The organism is Herbaspirillum aquaticum, from assembly GCF_002213425.1.
Lineage (GTDB): Bacteria > Pseudomonadota > Gammaproteobacteria > Burkholderiales > Burkholderiaceae_D > Herbaspirillum > Herbaspirillum aquaticum.
In genome coordinates, this window is sequence record NZ_NJGV01000013.1 from 86,685 (window position 1) to 100,997 (window position 14,313).

General features: G+C 64.5%; 14 protein-coding genes. 7 read left to right on the forward strand and 7 right to left on the reverse strand.

Going from position 1 to position 14,313, the window contains the following annotated elements; all coding sequences use genetic code 11:
* Positions 1–27: 27 nt before the first annotated feature.
* The 5 genes from CEJ45_RS14645 to CEJ45_RS14665 form a co-directional block, all read right to left on the reverse strand.
* A complete protein-coding gene (locus tag CEJ45_RS14645; RefSeq protein WP_088755821.1) occupies positions 28–672 on the reverse strand; it encodes a MotA/TolQ/ExbB proton channel family protein in 645 nt (214 codons plus the stop codon).
* A gap of 74 nt (positions 673–746) precedes the next feature.
* Positions 747–3,188: a TonB-dependent receptor gene (locus CEJ45_RS14650; RefSeq protein ID WP_088755822.1), complete on the reverse strand. Its 2,442-nt coding sequence runs from the start codon at positions 3,186–3,188 to the stop codon at positions 747–749.
* Between the two features lie 81 nt (positions 3,189–3,269).
* The gene (locus tag CEJ45_RS14655) at positions 3,270–3,989 is read right to left on the reverse strand and encodes an energy transducer TonB (RefSeq protein ID WP_088755823.1); all 720 of its coding nucleotides are present in this window, start codon (positions 3,987–3,989) and stop codon (positions 3,270–3,272) included.
* Positions 3,989–4,396 carry an ExbD/TolR family protein gene (locus CEJ45_RS14660; RefSeq protein WP_088755824.1) on the reverse strand — a complete coding sequence of 136 codons (408 nt, stop codon included), beginning with the start codon at positions 4,394–4,396 and terminating at the stop codon, positions 3,989–3,991. Before CEJ45_RS14660 ends, CEJ45_RS14655 begins: the two co-directional genes overlap by 1 nt.
* Before the next feature lie 204 nt (positions 4,397–4,600).
* Positions 4,601–5,179, reverse strand: a complete 579-nt coding sequence (locus tag CEJ45_RS14665) for a hypothetical protein (protein ID WP_088755825.1) — start codon at positions 5,177–5,179, stop codon at positions 4,601–4,603.
* A gap of 285 nt (positions 5,180–5,464) precedes the next feature.
* Here CEJ45_RS14665 and CEJ45_RS14670 point away from each other — a divergent pair, with 285 nt between their 5' ends.
* Together CEJ45_RS14670 and CEJ45_RS14675 are read left to right on the forward strand one after the other, a co-directional pair.
* Positions 5,465–5,821: a MarR family transcriptional regulator gene (locus tag CEJ45_RS14670; protein WP_034330473.1), complete on the forward strand. Its 357-nt coding sequence runs from the start codon at positions 5,465–5,467 to the stop codon at positions 5,819–5,821.
* Between the two features lie 85 nt (positions 5,822–5,906).
* The gene (locus CEJ45_RS14675; RefSeq protein WP_088755826.1) at positions 5,907–6,662 is read left to right on the forward strand and encodes a CDP-diacylglycerol diphosphatase; all 756 of its coding nucleotides are present in this window, start codon (positions 5,907–5,909) and stop codon (positions 6,660–6,662) included.
* Between the two features lie 10 nt (positions 6,663–6,672).
* Here the strand turns inward: CEJ45_RS14675 and CEJ45_RS14680 are convergent, their stop codons facing one another.
* Positions 6,673–7,563 carry a LysR family transcriptional regulator gene (locus CEJ45_RS14680; protein ID WP_088755827.1) on the reverse strand — a complete coding sequence of 297 codons (891 nt, stop codon included), beginning with the start codon at positions 7,561–7,563 and terminating at the stop codon, positions 6,673–6,675.
* A gap of 129 nt (positions 7,564–7,692) precedes the next feature.
* Here CEJ45_RS14680 and CEJ45_RS14685 point away from each other — a divergent pair, with 129 nt between their 5' ends.
* The 5 genes from CEJ45_RS14685 (at position 7,693) to CEJ45_RS14705 (ending at position 13,456) form a co-directional block, all read left to right on the forward strand.
* Positions 7,693–8,439, forward strand: a complete 747-nt coding sequence (locus CEJ45_RS14685) for an SDR family oxidoreductase (protein WP_088755828.1) — start codon at positions 7,693–7,695, stop codon at positions 8,437–8,439.
* A 217-nt stretch (positions 8,440–8,656) separates the two neighbouring features.
* Entirely contained in the window at positions 8,657–9,913 is a 1,257-nt protein-coding gene (locus tag CEJ45_RS14690; RefSeq protein WP_088755829.1) for an Hsp70 family protein, read from the forward strand.
* 141 nt (positions 9,914–10,054) lie between these two features.
* Positions 10,055–10,903: a MurR/RpiR family transcriptional regulator gene (locus CEJ45_RS14695; RefSeq protein ID WP_088755830.1), complete on the forward strand. Its 849-nt coding sequence runs from the start codon at positions 10,055–10,057 to the stop codon at positions 10,901–10,903.
* A gap of 416 nt (positions 10,904–11,319) precedes the next feature.
* The gene (locus tag CEJ45_RS14700; protein WP_088755831.1) at positions 11,320–12,768 is read left to right on the forward strand and encodes an MFS transporter; all 1,449 of its coding nucleotides are present in this window, start codon (positions 11,320–11,322) and stop codon (positions 12,766–12,768) included.
* A 22-nt stretch (positions 12,769–12,790) separates the two neighbouring features.
* A complete protein-coding gene (locus CEJ45_RS14705; RefSeq protein ID WP_088755832.1) occupies positions 12,791–13,456 on the forward strand; it encodes an aspartate/glutamate racemase family protein in 666 nt (221 codons plus the stop codon).
* A 12-nt stretch (positions 13,457–13,468) separates the two neighbouring features.
* On the opposite strand, the gene CEJ45_RS14710 is transcribed toward CEJ45_RS14705, so the two are convergent.
* Positions 13,469–14,311, reverse strand: coding sequence for an aldo/keto reductase (locus CEJ45_RS14710; protein WP_088755833.1), 843 nt, complete (start codon positions 14,309–14,311; stop codon positions 13,469–13,471).
* Positions 14,312–14,313 lie beyond the last annotated feature (2 nt).

A 14,313-nucleotide genomic window follows, 5' to 3' on the forward strand; every position in this document is an offset into this window, starting at 1 on the left:
TCGGCAAGGGAGAAGTCAGTGTTGCGCTCAGGCGATGTGCAGCTTGCCCTGCGGTTGCGGGCTATGTTGCGGCTGCTGGTTCAGGCGGCCGACGCAGGCGCGCAGCATCAGGACCTTCAGGTGATCGTTGATGCGCTCGATGCGTTCCTGGAACAGGTTGAAGAAGAACATGCCGACCACCGCGATGCCGATGCCCAGTGCCGTCGCATAGAGCGCCGTGCCGATGCCCTGCGATACCTGGCCCGGATCGGATACGCCCGAGACCGCCAGTGCCTTGAAGGTGTCGATGATGCCCAGGATCGTGCCCAGCAAGCCCAGCAGGGGCGCGGCCGTCACGATGGTATCGAGGATCCACAGGCGCTGCTGCACTTCGCCGCGTTTGGCAATGTAGACCGACTCGCTGAAATCTTCCAGGTCCTTCTCGGTATGCAGGTGATGCTTCTCGGCCAGGATGTCCGACACCAGTGCCAGCGGCAGGCTGGGGCGGGATGTCAGCTCGGCCGGCAGTTCCTCCAGGTGCTGCACCGCGTGCGTCATGGCGCGCTCCAGGCCGGTGGCCTGGCGCATGGTGTAGCCGAAGAACAGGCCGCGTTCGACGATGACGAAAATGGCCAGCGCCGCGCAGGCGTACATCAGGTAGAAGGCCAGTTCGTGGAGTAATTGCATGTTCATGCTTGCCTCTCTTGCAGTGAGGGGCGGCCCGTGTTGCTGGTGTGCAGGTGCGGGCCGCCCGGTTCAGGCCGCGATCAGAAATCCGCGGTCAGGGTGACGGTGAAGGTGCGCGGGGCACCGATGTAGAGCGAAGGATCGGTGCCAGGGATGCCGTTGACCGCCACTGCGTTGGTGGTGAACTGGCTGCCGCTGCCGCCGTTGAGGTTGAGGTACTGCTTGTCGAACAGGTTGTAGACGTTCAGGCGCACCGTCGGCTTCTTCAACCAGGTGGTGGACGCGAAGGTCATGCCGGCACCGGCGTTGAAGAGGGTGTAGCCACCCAGTGCATCGTCGTTGACCAGCGTGGTGTAGCGGCGACCGGTGTACTTGGCCTGGCCGAACACGTACCAGCCATCCTGTTGATATTGCAGCGACAGGCCCGACAGCCAGTTCGGCGTATCCGGGAACTCGCGGCCGGAGGTCGGCAGGAACTGGGTCGAGCCGTTGCGCAGGTCCTGCTTCATCTTGCTCTTGATGTAGGACAGCGAACCGTACATCGACAGGTTGCGCGTGAAGGCGTAGCCGGTTTCCAGTTCCAGGCCGTGCGAGCTGGCGTCGCCGACGTTGTAGTCGGTCTTGTTGTTGGTGCTCGGGTTGTAGGCGCTGGCGATGCGGTTGTGATAATCGATGTAGAACAGCGAACCCGAGGCCATCCACTTCTCGGTGTTGTAGCGGTAGCCGAGGTCGTAGTTCCAGGAGGTCTCCTTGTCCACCGGGACTTCGCGCTGGGTGGCGCCGACCAGCTGGCCGTTGACGATGGTGCCGCCCGAGAGCAGGCCGAAGTAGGAGAAGTTGCCCGGTGCCTTGAAGTTCTTGGCGGCGTTGAAGAACACCGACTGCTTCTCATCGAGCTGGAAGCGCACGCCCAGGCTGGGCAGGAAGTCGGCGTAGTTCTTCTTGACCTTGTAGAAGCCGGCGCTGGAATAGCTGTTGGTGCCGCTGGTGGAGCCGGTGCTCGGGTAGTTGGTGAAGTCGCGGTCGATGGAGGAGTAGCGGCCGCCGACTTGCACGTTGAGCTTGTCGTTCATCATGCTGATGCTGTCCTGCAGGAAGATCGACTGCGCCGTGCTGACGGTCATGGTGTCGCGGTACTGCAGGAAGGAGCCATCGGCATTGCGCAGCCACAGGTCGGAGCTGTCCTGCCACAGGTCGGCGATGTTGCCGTTGTTGTCCACGCGGCTGAAGGGACCGGTTTGCTGGTGGCGTGCGCGCTCGACCCAGTAGCCGGCCAGGATGCGGTGGTTGTCCAGCTGCTGGTTGAACTTGAAGGTCACGCCCGGACGATAGGTGCGGGTGCGGCTGCCTTCGTAGGCGTAGACGGTATCGAGACGGTCGCCGTCGCCGTTGATGTCGCGTGCGCCGCCACCGAGCTGGCTGGCACCGGACACGCCGCCCTCACGCACGGTCTGCAGCTGGTTGCCGCCGGTGCCGAAGCCGTACCAGAAATAGGGATCGACATCCAGGCTGGAAGTCGGGCTCAGCTGGAAGTGCGCATTGATGGTGCCCAGCCAGTTCTCGAAGGGATTGAGGTTGTAGGCGTAATACGCGTTGTTGGCGATGTTGGCCGCCACGTTGGGCGCATAGGTGGTGTCGTTCTGGGCGGTACCGGCCACCGCAGGCTGGTGCTGCGGCACGGTGCTGCCGAAGTCGGCATTGCGGCCCAGCTGGGCGATCTGGGTCTTGGTCAGCGAACGGTAGTTGTTGTTGAGCTGGCGGTTGTAGAGCAGGTTGGCGTTGATGAAGCTGCCCTGGCCCAGGTCGAAGTTGGTGCCGATGTCGACGTGATCCTTGATGGCGCCGCCCGGACCCTTGAACTTGTCGGCGGTGGTCTTCGAGTACGAGATGAAGAACTTGAATTTGTTGTCCAGCAGCTTGCCCGAATCGAAGCGCACATAGCGCTTCCACAGGCTGTTGGAGCCGAAGGCATTGGTCACGCGGATACGCTGCTGGTCTTCCGGTGCGCAGAAGGTCATGCCGATGTTGCCGCCGGTGGCGCCCACGTGCGGGGCTTCGGTATCGGTCGAGCCCTGGGTCACGAAGACGTTGCACAGGTTGTCAGGCTCGGTGTACTCCTGCGGATACACCGCGAAGTTGCCGGAGTCGTTGACCGGCGCACCATTGATGGTGAAGCCCAGCTGGTCGCTGTTGAAGCCGCGCACGCGGATGTTGCCGCCGAACAGGCCCGAGCCGTCGTTGTCGTAGGTGTTCACGCCCGGCAGCAGGTTGATCATCTGGTAGGGCGTGCCGGTGGGCGATTGCTTCTCGATGTAGTCACGGTTGACCGAGCTGCGCGCCTTGGGCGAATCCTCGGCCTGGATCAGGCCGGTGGCCGCGGCAGTACCGGCACTGGCGCTGCCGCCGCCCTGCACGGTCACGGTGCCGATGTCGGTGGTGGTTTGGGCAAAGGCAAAGGCCGGTGCCCCTGCCATGAAAAGCCCGGATATCAGCAAGGACAGCCGGGTGAGTTTGCATTGCATGTCGTGTTCCCCTGGGTTTGTTGGACTGCTGTTGAAATCGTTGCTGCCGGTGCGCGGCCCCGTATCTGGCGGAGCGCCGCGTCAGACGGGAATGAATTCCAGGTCGGCGGTAAACCGGTGCGTGCTCTCGCCCTTGTAGCTCTCTTCCGGGAAGGGCGCGAAGGCGGCGCGGTTGATGGTCTTGCGGGCGGCATCATCGAGCAGCATGGAGTTCGATGAACTCTCGATGCCGCTGTCGACCACGCTGCCGTCGCGCTTCAACACGAACCACATGCGCACCTTGCCTTGCGGGCGCAAGGTGCTGGCCTCGCGTCCGGTCGGATAGCGCTTGATGCTGTTGAGATGCGCGCGCAGCTGGCCCACGTAGGTCTGTTCGATATTGGCCGTGTTGGCCGGTGGCGGCGACGGTGGCGCTACCGGTGCGGATTGCACCGGAGGGGTGGCCGGGGCGCTGGGTTGCGGCGGCGTGGCTGGCAGGATCGGTGCGTTTGCCGAGGGCGGGGCCGGGTCAACCGGTGCTGGCGCCTGCTTGACCGGGGCCGGTTTGGCCACGGGCTTGGGCGCTTCCTGTTTCTTCGGCGGCTCTACGGGTTTGGGTTGCGGTTCCACTTGCGGCTTGGGCTGCGGTGGTGGTGGTGGTGGCACTTCCATCAGCGAGATCTGGACCGGCTGCGGGTCTTCCTTGCGCTGCAATTCGGTGGCCTTTTGCACGCCGGCCAGGATCAGCACGGCCAGCACCACCAGCGAGGGCAGCGTGGCCAGCGGTTCGCGCAAACGGAAGAGGGCGGGAGCGTTCATCATCACTGCTTGCGGGTGGCAATCGAGATGGAGTCGAAGCCGCCCTTCTTGAGCGTATCCATCACGTCGACCAGGCGCTGCACTTCCACGCCACGGTCACTGTTGATGATGAGGTTGAGTTTTTCGCCTTCCTTGCGCAGCTTGTCCAGGCGCGCGGTGAGCGCGTCCAGGGTGGTGTTCTCGCCATCGACCTGGATCACGTCGTCCTTGGCGATGGTGATGACGGCCTTGGTCTGGGGCTTCAGGTCCTGTGCGGTGGAGGAGCTGGGCAGCTGGGTTTTCAGGCCCAGGGCCGGAATCACGTTCAGGCTGATCAGCACGAAGAAGACCAGCAGGAACATCATCACATCGATCATCGGGATGATCTCGACGCGGGCCTTTCGTTTCTTGGGTTCGTCCCAACTGCGCATGCCAACCTCCTCGAAGCTTCGTTATACGATTTGTAGCGCTATAGTTTTTATAGCGATGCGCAGCGTAGCGAGGAAATATGTCGGGCGTATTACACCATGCAGGTTGGTGTTAACCGGCGTGAAGAAAATGTTGCTTCAAGTGACCCGTAAGCCGGTCTCTGTCGCAGGAGTTGACGCCTGTCGGCGACAGCATGCGCCCTGCGATCAGCGGCGCGGCAGCGGCATGCGGGGTAGCAGCGACAGCAGCAGCTTGCACAGGTAGACCACGATCAGCGAGCCCGAGAGGTCGCCGATGGACATGACGATGAGGCCGCTCCAGAAATCCGGATAGACCCCGCGCATGACGAACCAGATCAGCTGGAACAGTGGATTGGAAAGCGCATAGAGCAGGATGCAGGCCATGAGCCGGGTGGTGTTGAGGTTGGCCAGGTTGCGCCCCAGGTCCATGCCGGAGAGGGTGAGGCGGTAGGCCAGGTAGGGTGCCCCGGCCGAGATCAGGCAATAGCCGGCGGCGGCGATGAGGTCATGCGGGAACAGCTGGTAAGTGGCCGCCGTGGCCAGCGAGCCGACCAGCAGCCCCACGCAGCCGGCCTCGGCAAAGAGCAGGGTGCAGATCAGGCGTACCCCGGCCGGCAGGTAGATCCAGGCGATGCCCTCGGTGAACTGGGTGCGACGGAACAGCCATTCATTGATGGAATAGAACAGGAAATAGCACAGCGCCGTGCCGGCGATGGCGGCCAGGTGGGTGCGCAGGACGGCAGGGTGGTCGGATGAGGCTGGCATGGCGGGGCGGCTGGGACATGCGGAACGGCGCGTATGTTACCCAATGCGGCGGTGCGCCGCACTTCAACAATTTTCAGCAGTGTGGCGCGCAAGCCTCGCCAATCGGCGCGCAAACGGTCGCGCCGGCGGCATTGCTGCCGGTCAAGGCGGTAAAGATTGCACTTTCAGCCGGGCCCGGCGTATGATTCGCTATCAATTCTGGAACAATGTCGCGCGCGCGTGTTACGCGCAGTACGTACCAGGCAGGTTCCGGACTTGCACCACAACAACCAACACCATCGCCATATGGGTAAAAACAAGCGGCCGGCGGATATCTACCTGAGATTTCTGCAACTGGCCGAAGCACTGCGGGGATTGCCGTCACTGGCCACGCTGGATCCGCTCGAAGACCGGATCCTGGCCTTCATCGCCCGCGCCGGCCAGGACCAGCAGCGGCTGTCGGTGCGCGACCTGATGGCGCAAAGCGAATTCGGTTCGCCCGCGATGCTGCATGCACGCCTCAAATCCATGCGCGAGAAGGGCTGGATCGTGCTGGCCGATACCGAGGATCCGCGCCGCAAGCAGGTCGAACTGAGCCAGGCTGCCTGGCTGCATTTCGACAAGCTCTCCAAGTGCCTGGTCCAGGCCACGCGCGACAAGTAATCCCTCACGCCCCCACGCTGTCATCCTGCGGAAACACCGGCCCGCTACCCTGCTCGGCCTTTGCCCCTTGCTCCGGACGGTTACGATGCGACTGCTTTCCCGTTTTCCCTCCTGCTTTTCCCTGCTGCTGGGCCTGTGGCTGGCGCTGCCGGCTTCGCCGGCCCAGGCCGCCGATCCCCACAAGCTGTGGGAAATCACCAGCCAGCAATGCGTGCCCGGCATGCAGGCTACCGGCCGTCCGCAACCTTGCGTGATGGTCGACCTGGCCCGTGGCTTCGTGGTCCTCAAGGACATCGTCGGCCCGGCGCAATACCTGCTCATGCCGACCCGGCGGCTCACCGGCATTGAAAGTCCCGCCTTGCTGGAGCCGGATGCACCCAACTACTGGGCCCATGCCTGGGAACAGCGGGGGCGTGTGGCGCAGGCCCTGGGCCGTCCGCTCACCGATGAACAGCTGGGCGTTGAAATCAATTCGGCAGCCGGCCGTTCGCAATTGCACCTGCATCTGCACATCGACTGCATGCGCCGCGATGTGGCGGCCAGCCTGGCCGATCACCGGGTTGACCCCTTGCAGCAATGGCTGCCGTGGTATTTCGAAGGGCATCGCTACTGGGTCATGCGCCTGCCTGCCGATGCCCTGGCACGGCACGATCCCTTCAAGCTCGCCGCTGCCCGCAGTGCCTATGCGGCCGACAACATGGCCTCGCAGTCACTGCTGCTGACCGGCGCGCGGTTTGCTGATGGCAGCACCGGCTTCTTCCTGGTCAACATGCCGGTCAATTTCGACCGCGAGGAGCAGGGCAGTGCCGAGGTGCTGATGGATCACGACTGCCGCTGGTAGGCCTGCGCCATCACTGGGCAAATTCGCGCACCAGCGTATCGAACACCAGCCGCAGGCGCGGCGGTACCGGGCCGCGCTGCGGGCGGTAGAGGTACATGTCCCAGGGATCGGGTTCGTGGTCGGTCATGACTGGCACAAGGCGCCCGGCCGCGATGTCGTCCTCGCACAGGAAACCGGCAATCTGGCCGATGGCCACGCCGCTTCTGACCAACAGGTATTCACCCTCGGAATCATCGCAGAGAAAGCGTGCGTGATCGGCCATCCACTGCTGCTCCTGCGCGAACAGCCAGGGCCAGGGCCGGCCCGTGCCCCGGTCCAGCATGGCCGTGCAGGGCAGGGCGCGCAGGGCCTCGGTATCCTCCGGGATGCCATGGCGGCGCAGGAAGCGCGGCGTGGCCACCACATGAAAGCGCACCTTGCCCAGGCGCCGCACCACGAAGCGGTTATCCGGCACGGTGCCCACGCGGATGCCGATGTCGATCTTCTCTCCCACCACGTCGGCGCGCTGATCGGTCAGGCGCAGGTCGAAACGCAAGCCGGGATGGGCCTGCGCCAATCGTTCGACGATGGGCAGCAGGCGGCTGCGTCCCAGCGCCGACGGTGCTGCCAGGCGCACCAGTCCGCTCATCTCGTCGGCCGGGCTGGCGGCTTCCGTCTCGAAGAGCCCATCCAGGTCGCGCAAGCTGGCCCGGGCGCGTTCGGCCAGGGCCTCGCCAAAGCTGGTGATGCGCACCTGGCGCGTATTGCGATGGAACAGCATCTCGCCTTGCAGGCGCTCCAGTTTCTGGATGGCGCGGGTGACCGCTTGCGGCGAAATGCCGAGCCGGATGGCGGCGTCCTTGAAGCTGCCGGTATCGGCGGCAGCGCAGAAGATGCGCAGCATCTCCAGTCGGTTGAGCATGATGATTCCTGAAAATGGAATTCTGTAATCTTATCATTTCCATTGTTTGGCATAGTGGCGCCACCCATAATCCTTCCATCGACATGCAGCAACGGCCAGCCAACCCCCATCACTGGAAAGGAATTCATCATGAGCAACAACATCAAGGATAAAGTCGTCGTCATCACCGGTGCCAGCAGCGGCCTGGGCGAAACCGCCGCACGCCACCTGGCTGCCCTCGGCGCCAAGCTGGTACTGGGTGCACGCCGCACCGAACGTCTGGAAAAACTGGTGGCCGAGATCACCGCCGCCGGTGGCCAGGCCATCGCCGTGACCACTGACGTGGCGCGCCGCGACGACGTGGAGGCCCTAGTCGCCAAGGGCGAGCAACACTTCGGCCGCATCGACGTGCTGGTCAACAACGCCGGCATCATGCCGCTGGCCCCGATGGCCAAGCTCAAGGTCGAGGAATGGGACCGCATGATCGACGTCAACGTCAAGGGCGTGCTCTACGGTGTGGCCGCCGCGCTGCCGCGCTTTGCCGCGCAGGGCTCGGGCCATTTCATCAACGTGTCCTCGGTGGCCGGCATCAAGGTCTTCGCCGGCATGGGTACGGTCTACAGCGCCACCAAGTTCGCGGTGCGTGCCCTCACCGAAGGCCTGCGCGCTGAAGCACCGGACGGTGTGCGCACCACCATCATCTCCCCGGGGGCGGTGGATTCGGAGCTGAAGACCCACAGCAGCGACCAGGAAACCTCGGAAGCCCTGCTGGCCTGGTATGAGGCCAACCAGATTCCGTCCGATTCGGTGGCGCGCGCCATTGCCTATGCCATCGAGCAGCCGGCCAATGTGGATATCAGCGAGGTGGTGCTGCGCCCGGTGGCCCAGGAGTTCTAAGTTTTCCACAGCCGTTTTCAGCCAGTGCCATTGAGCGGCACCGCGGGGCAGCCTTGCCTGGCGGTGCCGTTTTTCGTTGGCTTGTCATCCTGCCATTGCCGAGTCGGCAATGATTTCGCGGCGGCATGTTGTTTGCTTCAAACGCCGCCATGACGCCGTGCAGACAAGCACGGTGGTTTTCTATATGATTGCCGGCCCAAAAAAGAAGGAGTGATCGATGGCGAACGCGTGCGGTGTGGATTTCGGCACCTCCAATTCCACGGTCGGCTGGCTGCGTCCGCAGGCCGGGGATTCCCTGCTGCTGCCGCTGGAAGACGGCAAGGCCACGCTGCCTTCGGTGGTGTTCTTCAATGCCGACGAGAACAGCTTCAGCTATGGCCGCGCCGGCCTGGGCGAATACCTGGCCGGCTATGAAGGCCGCCTGATGCGCTCGCTGAAGAGCTTGCTCGGTTCCGGTGCCATCGATGGCCAGACGGAAGTGGGCGGCCGGGCGCTGCCCTATCGTGGCCTGCTTTCGCAGTTCATCGGCGAGCTCAAGCAGCGCGCCGAACGCGCTGCCGGTACCTCTTTTTCCAAGGTGGTGCTGGGCCGTCCGGTGCACTTCGTCGATGAGGATGCGGCCGCTGACCAGCTGGCCCAGGACACGCTGGAAGAGATTGCGCGCGATGTCGGTTTCAAGGACATCGCCTTCCAGTTCGAACCGATTGCCGCCGCCTTCGATTACGAGTCGCGCATCGACAAGGAAGAGCTGGTACTCATCGTCGACATCGGCGGTGGTACCTCCGACTTCTCGCTGGTACGCCTCTCGCCCGAGCGCGCTGCGCGCAGTGAGCGGCGCGAGGACATCCTGGCCAATGGCGGCGTGCATATCGGTGGCACCGACTTCGACAAGTATTTCAGCCTGGCCTGCGTGATGCCGCTGCTGGGCCTGGGCGGCCGCCTGCAGGGCAATGCCGAGATTCCCTCCAGCTATTATTTCAATCTGGCCACCTGGCACACCATCAACCAGCTCTACACCCGCAAGGCCTGGCAGCAGCTGCAGGACGTGGCGCGTGAAGTGGCCGACCGCGAGCGTTTCGCGCGCCTGCTCGATGTGGTCGAGCAGCGCTGCGGACACTGGCTGGCGCTGCAGGTGGAGGCGGGCAAGATCGCGCTCTCCAGTGCCGAGCAGACCCTGCTGGACCTGGACCGCCTGCGCCAGCCCGAGCAGTTGCCGCTCTTGCGCAGCGATTTCAACGGTGCCGTCGACCACCTGGTGCAATCGGTGGAGCAGACCGTGCTGGCCCTGTTGCAGCAGGCCGGCCTGCGCGCCGACGATATCGACAGCGTGTTCTTCACCGGCGGCTCCAGCGGCGTGCGCCTGCTGCGTGAACGCATCAGTGCGCTGGCCCCGCAGGCGCGGCATGTGGAAGGCGACCTGTTCGGCAGCATCGGCAGCGGCCTGGCCATCGACGCCGCGCGCAAGTTCAGCTGACGCCGCAGGAGCGCCTGGCTGCTATACAATGCGGCCACCCGGTCGGGATAGCGTGGGTGTGCGGCGATATGAAGCTGTTCGCCCGCCACGGCGTCACGACCGCCCGCATCGAACTGCATCGCGGACCTGCCCCGCACCGACATGAAACCTTCTGCCGAATCCTTCGTGCGCCGCGTGCGCAGCAAACTCGACGAACTTTCCAGTACCGAACGCCAGCTGGCCGACTTCCTGCTGGAGTTTCCGGGCGAGCTGGCCAGCTATGCAGGCAATGAGCTGGCGCAACTGGCGGGGGTATCGCCGTCGACCGTGAGCCGCTTCATCCGCCGCGTCGGTTACGAGAGCTACGAGGAAGCACGCCGCCACGTGCGCGAGGAACAGGAAACCGGCTCCCCGCTGTTCCATGCCAGCAGCCCCGCTGCCGCGCGCCAGGTCCGGTCGGTGGCGGCGCACTTCCAGCAATCCCAGCAGAATTTGGCGGCGACCTTCGAGCGCCTCTCCGACGCCACCCTGGCCGAGATCGCCCGCGCCATCGTCAGTGCGCCCCAGGTGCTGATCTTCGGCAGCCGCAGCAGCCAGGCCTTTGCCCTCTATCTGCGCTGGCAGATCATCCAGGTCTTGCCGCGCGTGAGCTGCCTGCCGGGGCCGGGCGAGACCCTCGCCGAATATACCGCCGGCCTGTCCGAGCGCGATTGCGTGATCGTCTTCGGCACGCGCCGCCAGACCGGGCAGATGGAACGCCTGCTGGAGGCCGCCACCCGCGCCGGGTCCTATCTGCTCTACATCAGTGACCAGGCTTCATCCGACTATGCCTTGGCCACCTGGTCGCTGCAGGCACATTGCCGCGGTCCCGGCTCGCTGGACAATCACGTCGGCGTGATGGCGCTGTGTGATCTGTTGTCTACCCTGGTGATTGAAGCCAGCGGTGCGGCCGGCCGCAAGCGGCTGGCGGCGGTCGAGCAGGAGCACGAGGAGCTGGGCGACTTCGATTGAGTTGCTGCGGTGGAATGTTGGAGAATTGCCTTCTTTGTACATTGAAATCCTGATTTCAGGATCTTCCCTTTTTTGACTCATGATTTTCATGCGTGCTGCCCCTTGGCAGTGCGCTGACCGCGCTGCATGCCCTCTTGCGGCGCATGCCGGGCTCTTCCGGCAGGTCATTTCGTCCTGAAATCCAGATTTCATACGGGACCGATGGCTGGCACGCAGGTTGCTAGTGCTGCTACAAGAATGAAATTCAAATTTCAATTATCAATATAAATTGAAATCGCACTTTCATTTCCGGGCATGCTGGACTACAGTAGTTTCATGGCCGCAAGGTCAGGTCGCCGTGGTCTCACAGCCTCGCATCATCCGATGCACACACCGAGCAGCACTCATTGGAACTTCCAACGCAAGAGGAGCAGACCATGGCCGGACCCACACTTTCATCGCCCGACCTGCCGCACTCGCCGCGCGTGGCCGAACTGGACGGCGCGCTGGACAAGATCGGGGTGACCCGTTCGCATCACACCATCATTTTCCTGATCCTGATCGGCTGTCTCTTCGATGCCTTCGAACAGAACGCCATCGGTCTGGTCGGCCCGCTGCTCAAGCAGCAGTGGGGCCTGACGGCGACCGACATCGGCCTGCTCAATACGGTCACCTTCGCCAGCGCCGCCATTGGCCGCATCGTCTCCGGCCTGGTAGCCGACCGGTATGGCCGGCGCGTCATGCTGAGCCTGGACCTGCTGCTCTTTACGCTGGGGGCCGGCATCTGCGCGCTGGCGCCGGACCTGACCGTCATGGCCGTGGGCCGTGCCATCGTCGGTTTCGGTCTCGGTGGCGAGATCGCCATTGCCGTCACCATGCTGGCCGAATTCTGTTCCAGCAAGTTCCGCGGCACCGCCGTGGGCCTGGTCAATGTGGGCGCGGGCGGCATGGGCAATTTCCTGGCACCGGCCTTCGGCCTGCTGGTGTTTTCGCTCTTTCCTGGTGAAAACAGCTGGCGCTGGCTGTTCTTCTGCCTGATGCTGCCGGCGCTGCTGGGGGCCTTCTATCGCCGCTACATTCCGGAGACGCCGCGTTTCCTGCTCTCCCGCCACAAGATCGCCGAGGCCAACGAGGTCCTGGCGCGGCTGGCCAGCGGCAAGCTCTCCGGCCCGGCACCCCAAGGCCGGGACTGGATCAGCGACGATGGCAGCCGCCAGCAGGCCGCCCCGGCCAAGGTGCGCTCCATGGAAATCTTCCAGGGCGCGCTGGCGCGCCGCACGCTGCCGCTGTGCATCGCCATCTGGATGACCTACGGCGCGCAGATCTCGGTGCTCACGCTCATGCCGACCATCCTGGTGAGCCTGGGCTACACCATCTCCAAAAGCCTGCTGTTCACCATGGTCATGCAGAGCGGCAGCCTGCTGGGGGCGATTGCTGCCTCGGTATTCGGATTCCATCTTCCGCGCAAGCGCGTGCTGACCGTCGGTGCAATCTGTGCCTGCCTGGCGGCGCTGGCCATCGGCTTCCTGGCCAAGAGCATCGTGCTGATCCTGGCGGCGGGTGCGGTGTTCCAGTTCTTCGTGCTGCTGCTCAACACCACCATCTGGATCTTCGCGCCGGAGCTGTATCCGACCCGCGTGCGCGCCTTCGGCACCGCCTTCATCCTCGCCACCGGCACGGCGGCCGGTGCCCTGATGCCGCTGGTGGCCGGACGCCTGTTCGATGCCTTCGGCCTGGCCGGCGTGTTTGGCATGATCGCCGCCATGTACGGCATCTTCACGATTGCCATCCGCACCGTGCCCGAGACCTATGGCAAGTCGCCCGATGCCCCGGTGGAGGAGAGCGCGCCGGATGCCGTGGTGCAGGCGGTCGCTGCGCGTAGTTGATGTTCTTTTTCATGAGTCTGGCATGCCGCATATCCTGTTGATCAATCCCAATTCCTCCCAGGCCACCACCGAGATGATGGTGGCCATTGCCCGCAGCACGCTGCCAGCGGGATACGCGCTCAGCGGCGTGAGCGCGCGGCAGGGGCCGGGGATGATCGTCAATGCCGTGGAGCTGGCCGCAGCGGGTGAGGAAGTCGAGCGCAACTGGCGCGAAGGCGGACGGCACAGCGTGGGCGCCATCATCAGCGCCTTCGGCGACCCCGGCATCGAGCGCCTGCGTGCGCTCGATGGCCGCCCCGTCGCCGGGCTGTGTGAAGCGTCGATGCTGGAGGCTGCCGAGGGCGGGCGCCGCTTCGGTGTGGCCACCGTCACGCCGGAGCTGGCTGACGTGATTGGTGAAAAGGCGCAGCAGGCGGGAGTCGCCGGGCGCTATACCGGCATCCGCCTGACCGCCGGTGATCCGCGCGTGCTGGCGGCTGACCCGCAGGCGCTGGAAGAGGCGCTGGCAGAAGCCGTGCGCGCCTGCGTGGAGCGCGATGGTGCCGAGGCGGTGGTCATTGGCGGCGGCCCCCTGGGGCAGGCGGCCTTGGCACTGGCGCAGCGTTTCCCGGTACCGGTGATCGCGCCGATTCCGGCCGCCGTTCGCTACCTGCTCAAGGCCTTGCAAGCGCTGGAAGCAGCGGCCTGAGGGGCCATTGCTTCACAACATCGCCAGCGGCTGCTTGCGCCGTGGCGGTGGAAAGGCGGCGTCCAGTTCACTGAGGTCATTTTCGTTCAGGTGCAGGTCCAGGCAGGCGCGGTTGGCTTGGACGTGCGCGACATCGGCGGCCTTGGGAATGGCGATCACCCCCGGACGCCGCAACACCCACGCCAGCGCCACCTGCGCCGGTGTCACGCCGTGGCGCTGCGCGATGGCCTTCAGGGCCGGCTGCTTGAGGATGCGCCCCTGCTCGATGGGCGAATAGGCCATCACGGCGATATGGCTTTGCGCTGCCTGCGGCAGCAGGTCATATTCGATCCCCCGGCGCGAGAGGTTGTAGAGCACCTGGTTGCACAGCACCTGCTCGCCACCGGGCGCGTCGGCCAGTTCGTCCATGTCATCGGTATCGAGATTGCTCACCCCCCATCCGCCAATTTTTCCTTGCGCCATCAGCGTCTCCATACCCGCGATGGTGGCCGCCAGAGGATGCGATCCGCGCCAGTGCAGCAGGTAGAGGTCCAGGTGGTCGGTGCCCAGGCGCTTGAGGCTGGCCTCGCAGGCGGCGATGGTGCCGCGCTCGCTGGCATTGTGCGGCAACACCTTGCTGACCAGGTAGACCTGTTCGCGGCGGCCGGCGAGGGCACGGCCGACGATGCGTTCGGATTGGCCATCGGCATACATCTCGGCGGTATCGATCAGGGTCATGCCAAGGTCGATGCCGGCCTGCAGGGCGCGGACCTCGGCACCGGCGGCTGCGGCCGACTCGCCCATGTTCCAGGTGCCCTGGCCCAGGGCCGGGACTTGCGCGCCATTGCGCAGGGTGATCAGTGGGATGGGCTGCATGG

Coding starts and splice junctions, on each gene's coding strand:
- CEJ45_RS14710 (WP_088755833.1), bottom strand. CDS start 14,311: ATGCAGCCCATCCCACTGATCACCCTGCGCAATGGCGCGCAAGTCCCG.
- CEJ45_RS14695 (WP_088755830.1), top strand. CDS start 10,055: ATGAAACCTTCTGCCGAATCCTTCGTGCGCCGCGTGCGCAGCAAACTC.
- CEJ45_RS14665 (WP_088755825.1), bottom strand. CDS start 5,179: ATGCCAGCCTCATCCGACCACCCTGCCGTCCTGCGCACCCACCTGGCC.
- CEJ45_RS14675 (WP_088755826.1), top strand. CDS start 5,907: ATGCGACTGCTTTCCCGTTTTCCCTCCTGCTTTTCCCTGCTGCTGGGC.
- CEJ45_RS14670 (WP_034330473.1), top strand. CDS start 5,465: ATGGGTAAAAACAAGCGGCCGGCGGATATCTACCTGAGATTTCTGCAA.
- CEJ45_RS14655 (WP_088755823.1), bottom strand. CDS start 3,989: ATGATGAACGCTCCCGCCCTCTTCCGTTTGCGCGAACCGCTGGCCACG.
- CEJ45_RS14645 (WP_088755821.1), bottom strand. CDS start 672: ATGAACATGCAATTACTCCACGAACTGGCCTTCTACCTGATGTACGCC.
- CEJ45_RS14705 (WP_088755832.1), top strand. CDS start 12,791: ATGCCGCATATCCTGTTGATCAATCCCAATTCCTCCCAGGCCACCACC.
- CEJ45_RS14680 (WP_088755827.1), bottom strand. CDS start 7,563: ATGCTCAACCGACTGGAGATGCTGCGCATCTTCTGCGCTGCCGCCGAT.
- CEJ45_RS14690 (WP_088755829.1), top strand. CDS start 8,657: ATGGCGAACGCGTGCGGTGTGGATTTCGGCACCTCCAATTCCACGGTC.
- CEJ45_RS14650 (WP_088755822.1), bottom strand. CDS start 3,188: ATGCAATGCAAACTCACCCGGCTGTCCTTGCTGATATCCGGGCTTTTC.
- CEJ45_RS14700 (WP_088755831.1), top strand. CDS start 11,320: ATGGCCGGACCCACACTTTCATCGCCCGACCTGCCGCACTCGCCGCGC.
- CEJ45_RS14685 (WP_088755828.1), top strand. CDS start 7,693: ATGAGCAACAACATCAAGGATAAAGTCGTCGTCATCACCGGTGCCAGC.
- CEJ45_RS14660 (WP_088755824.1), bottom strand. CDS start 4,396: ATGCGCAGTTGGGACGAACCCAAGAAACGAAAGGCCCGCGTCGAGATC.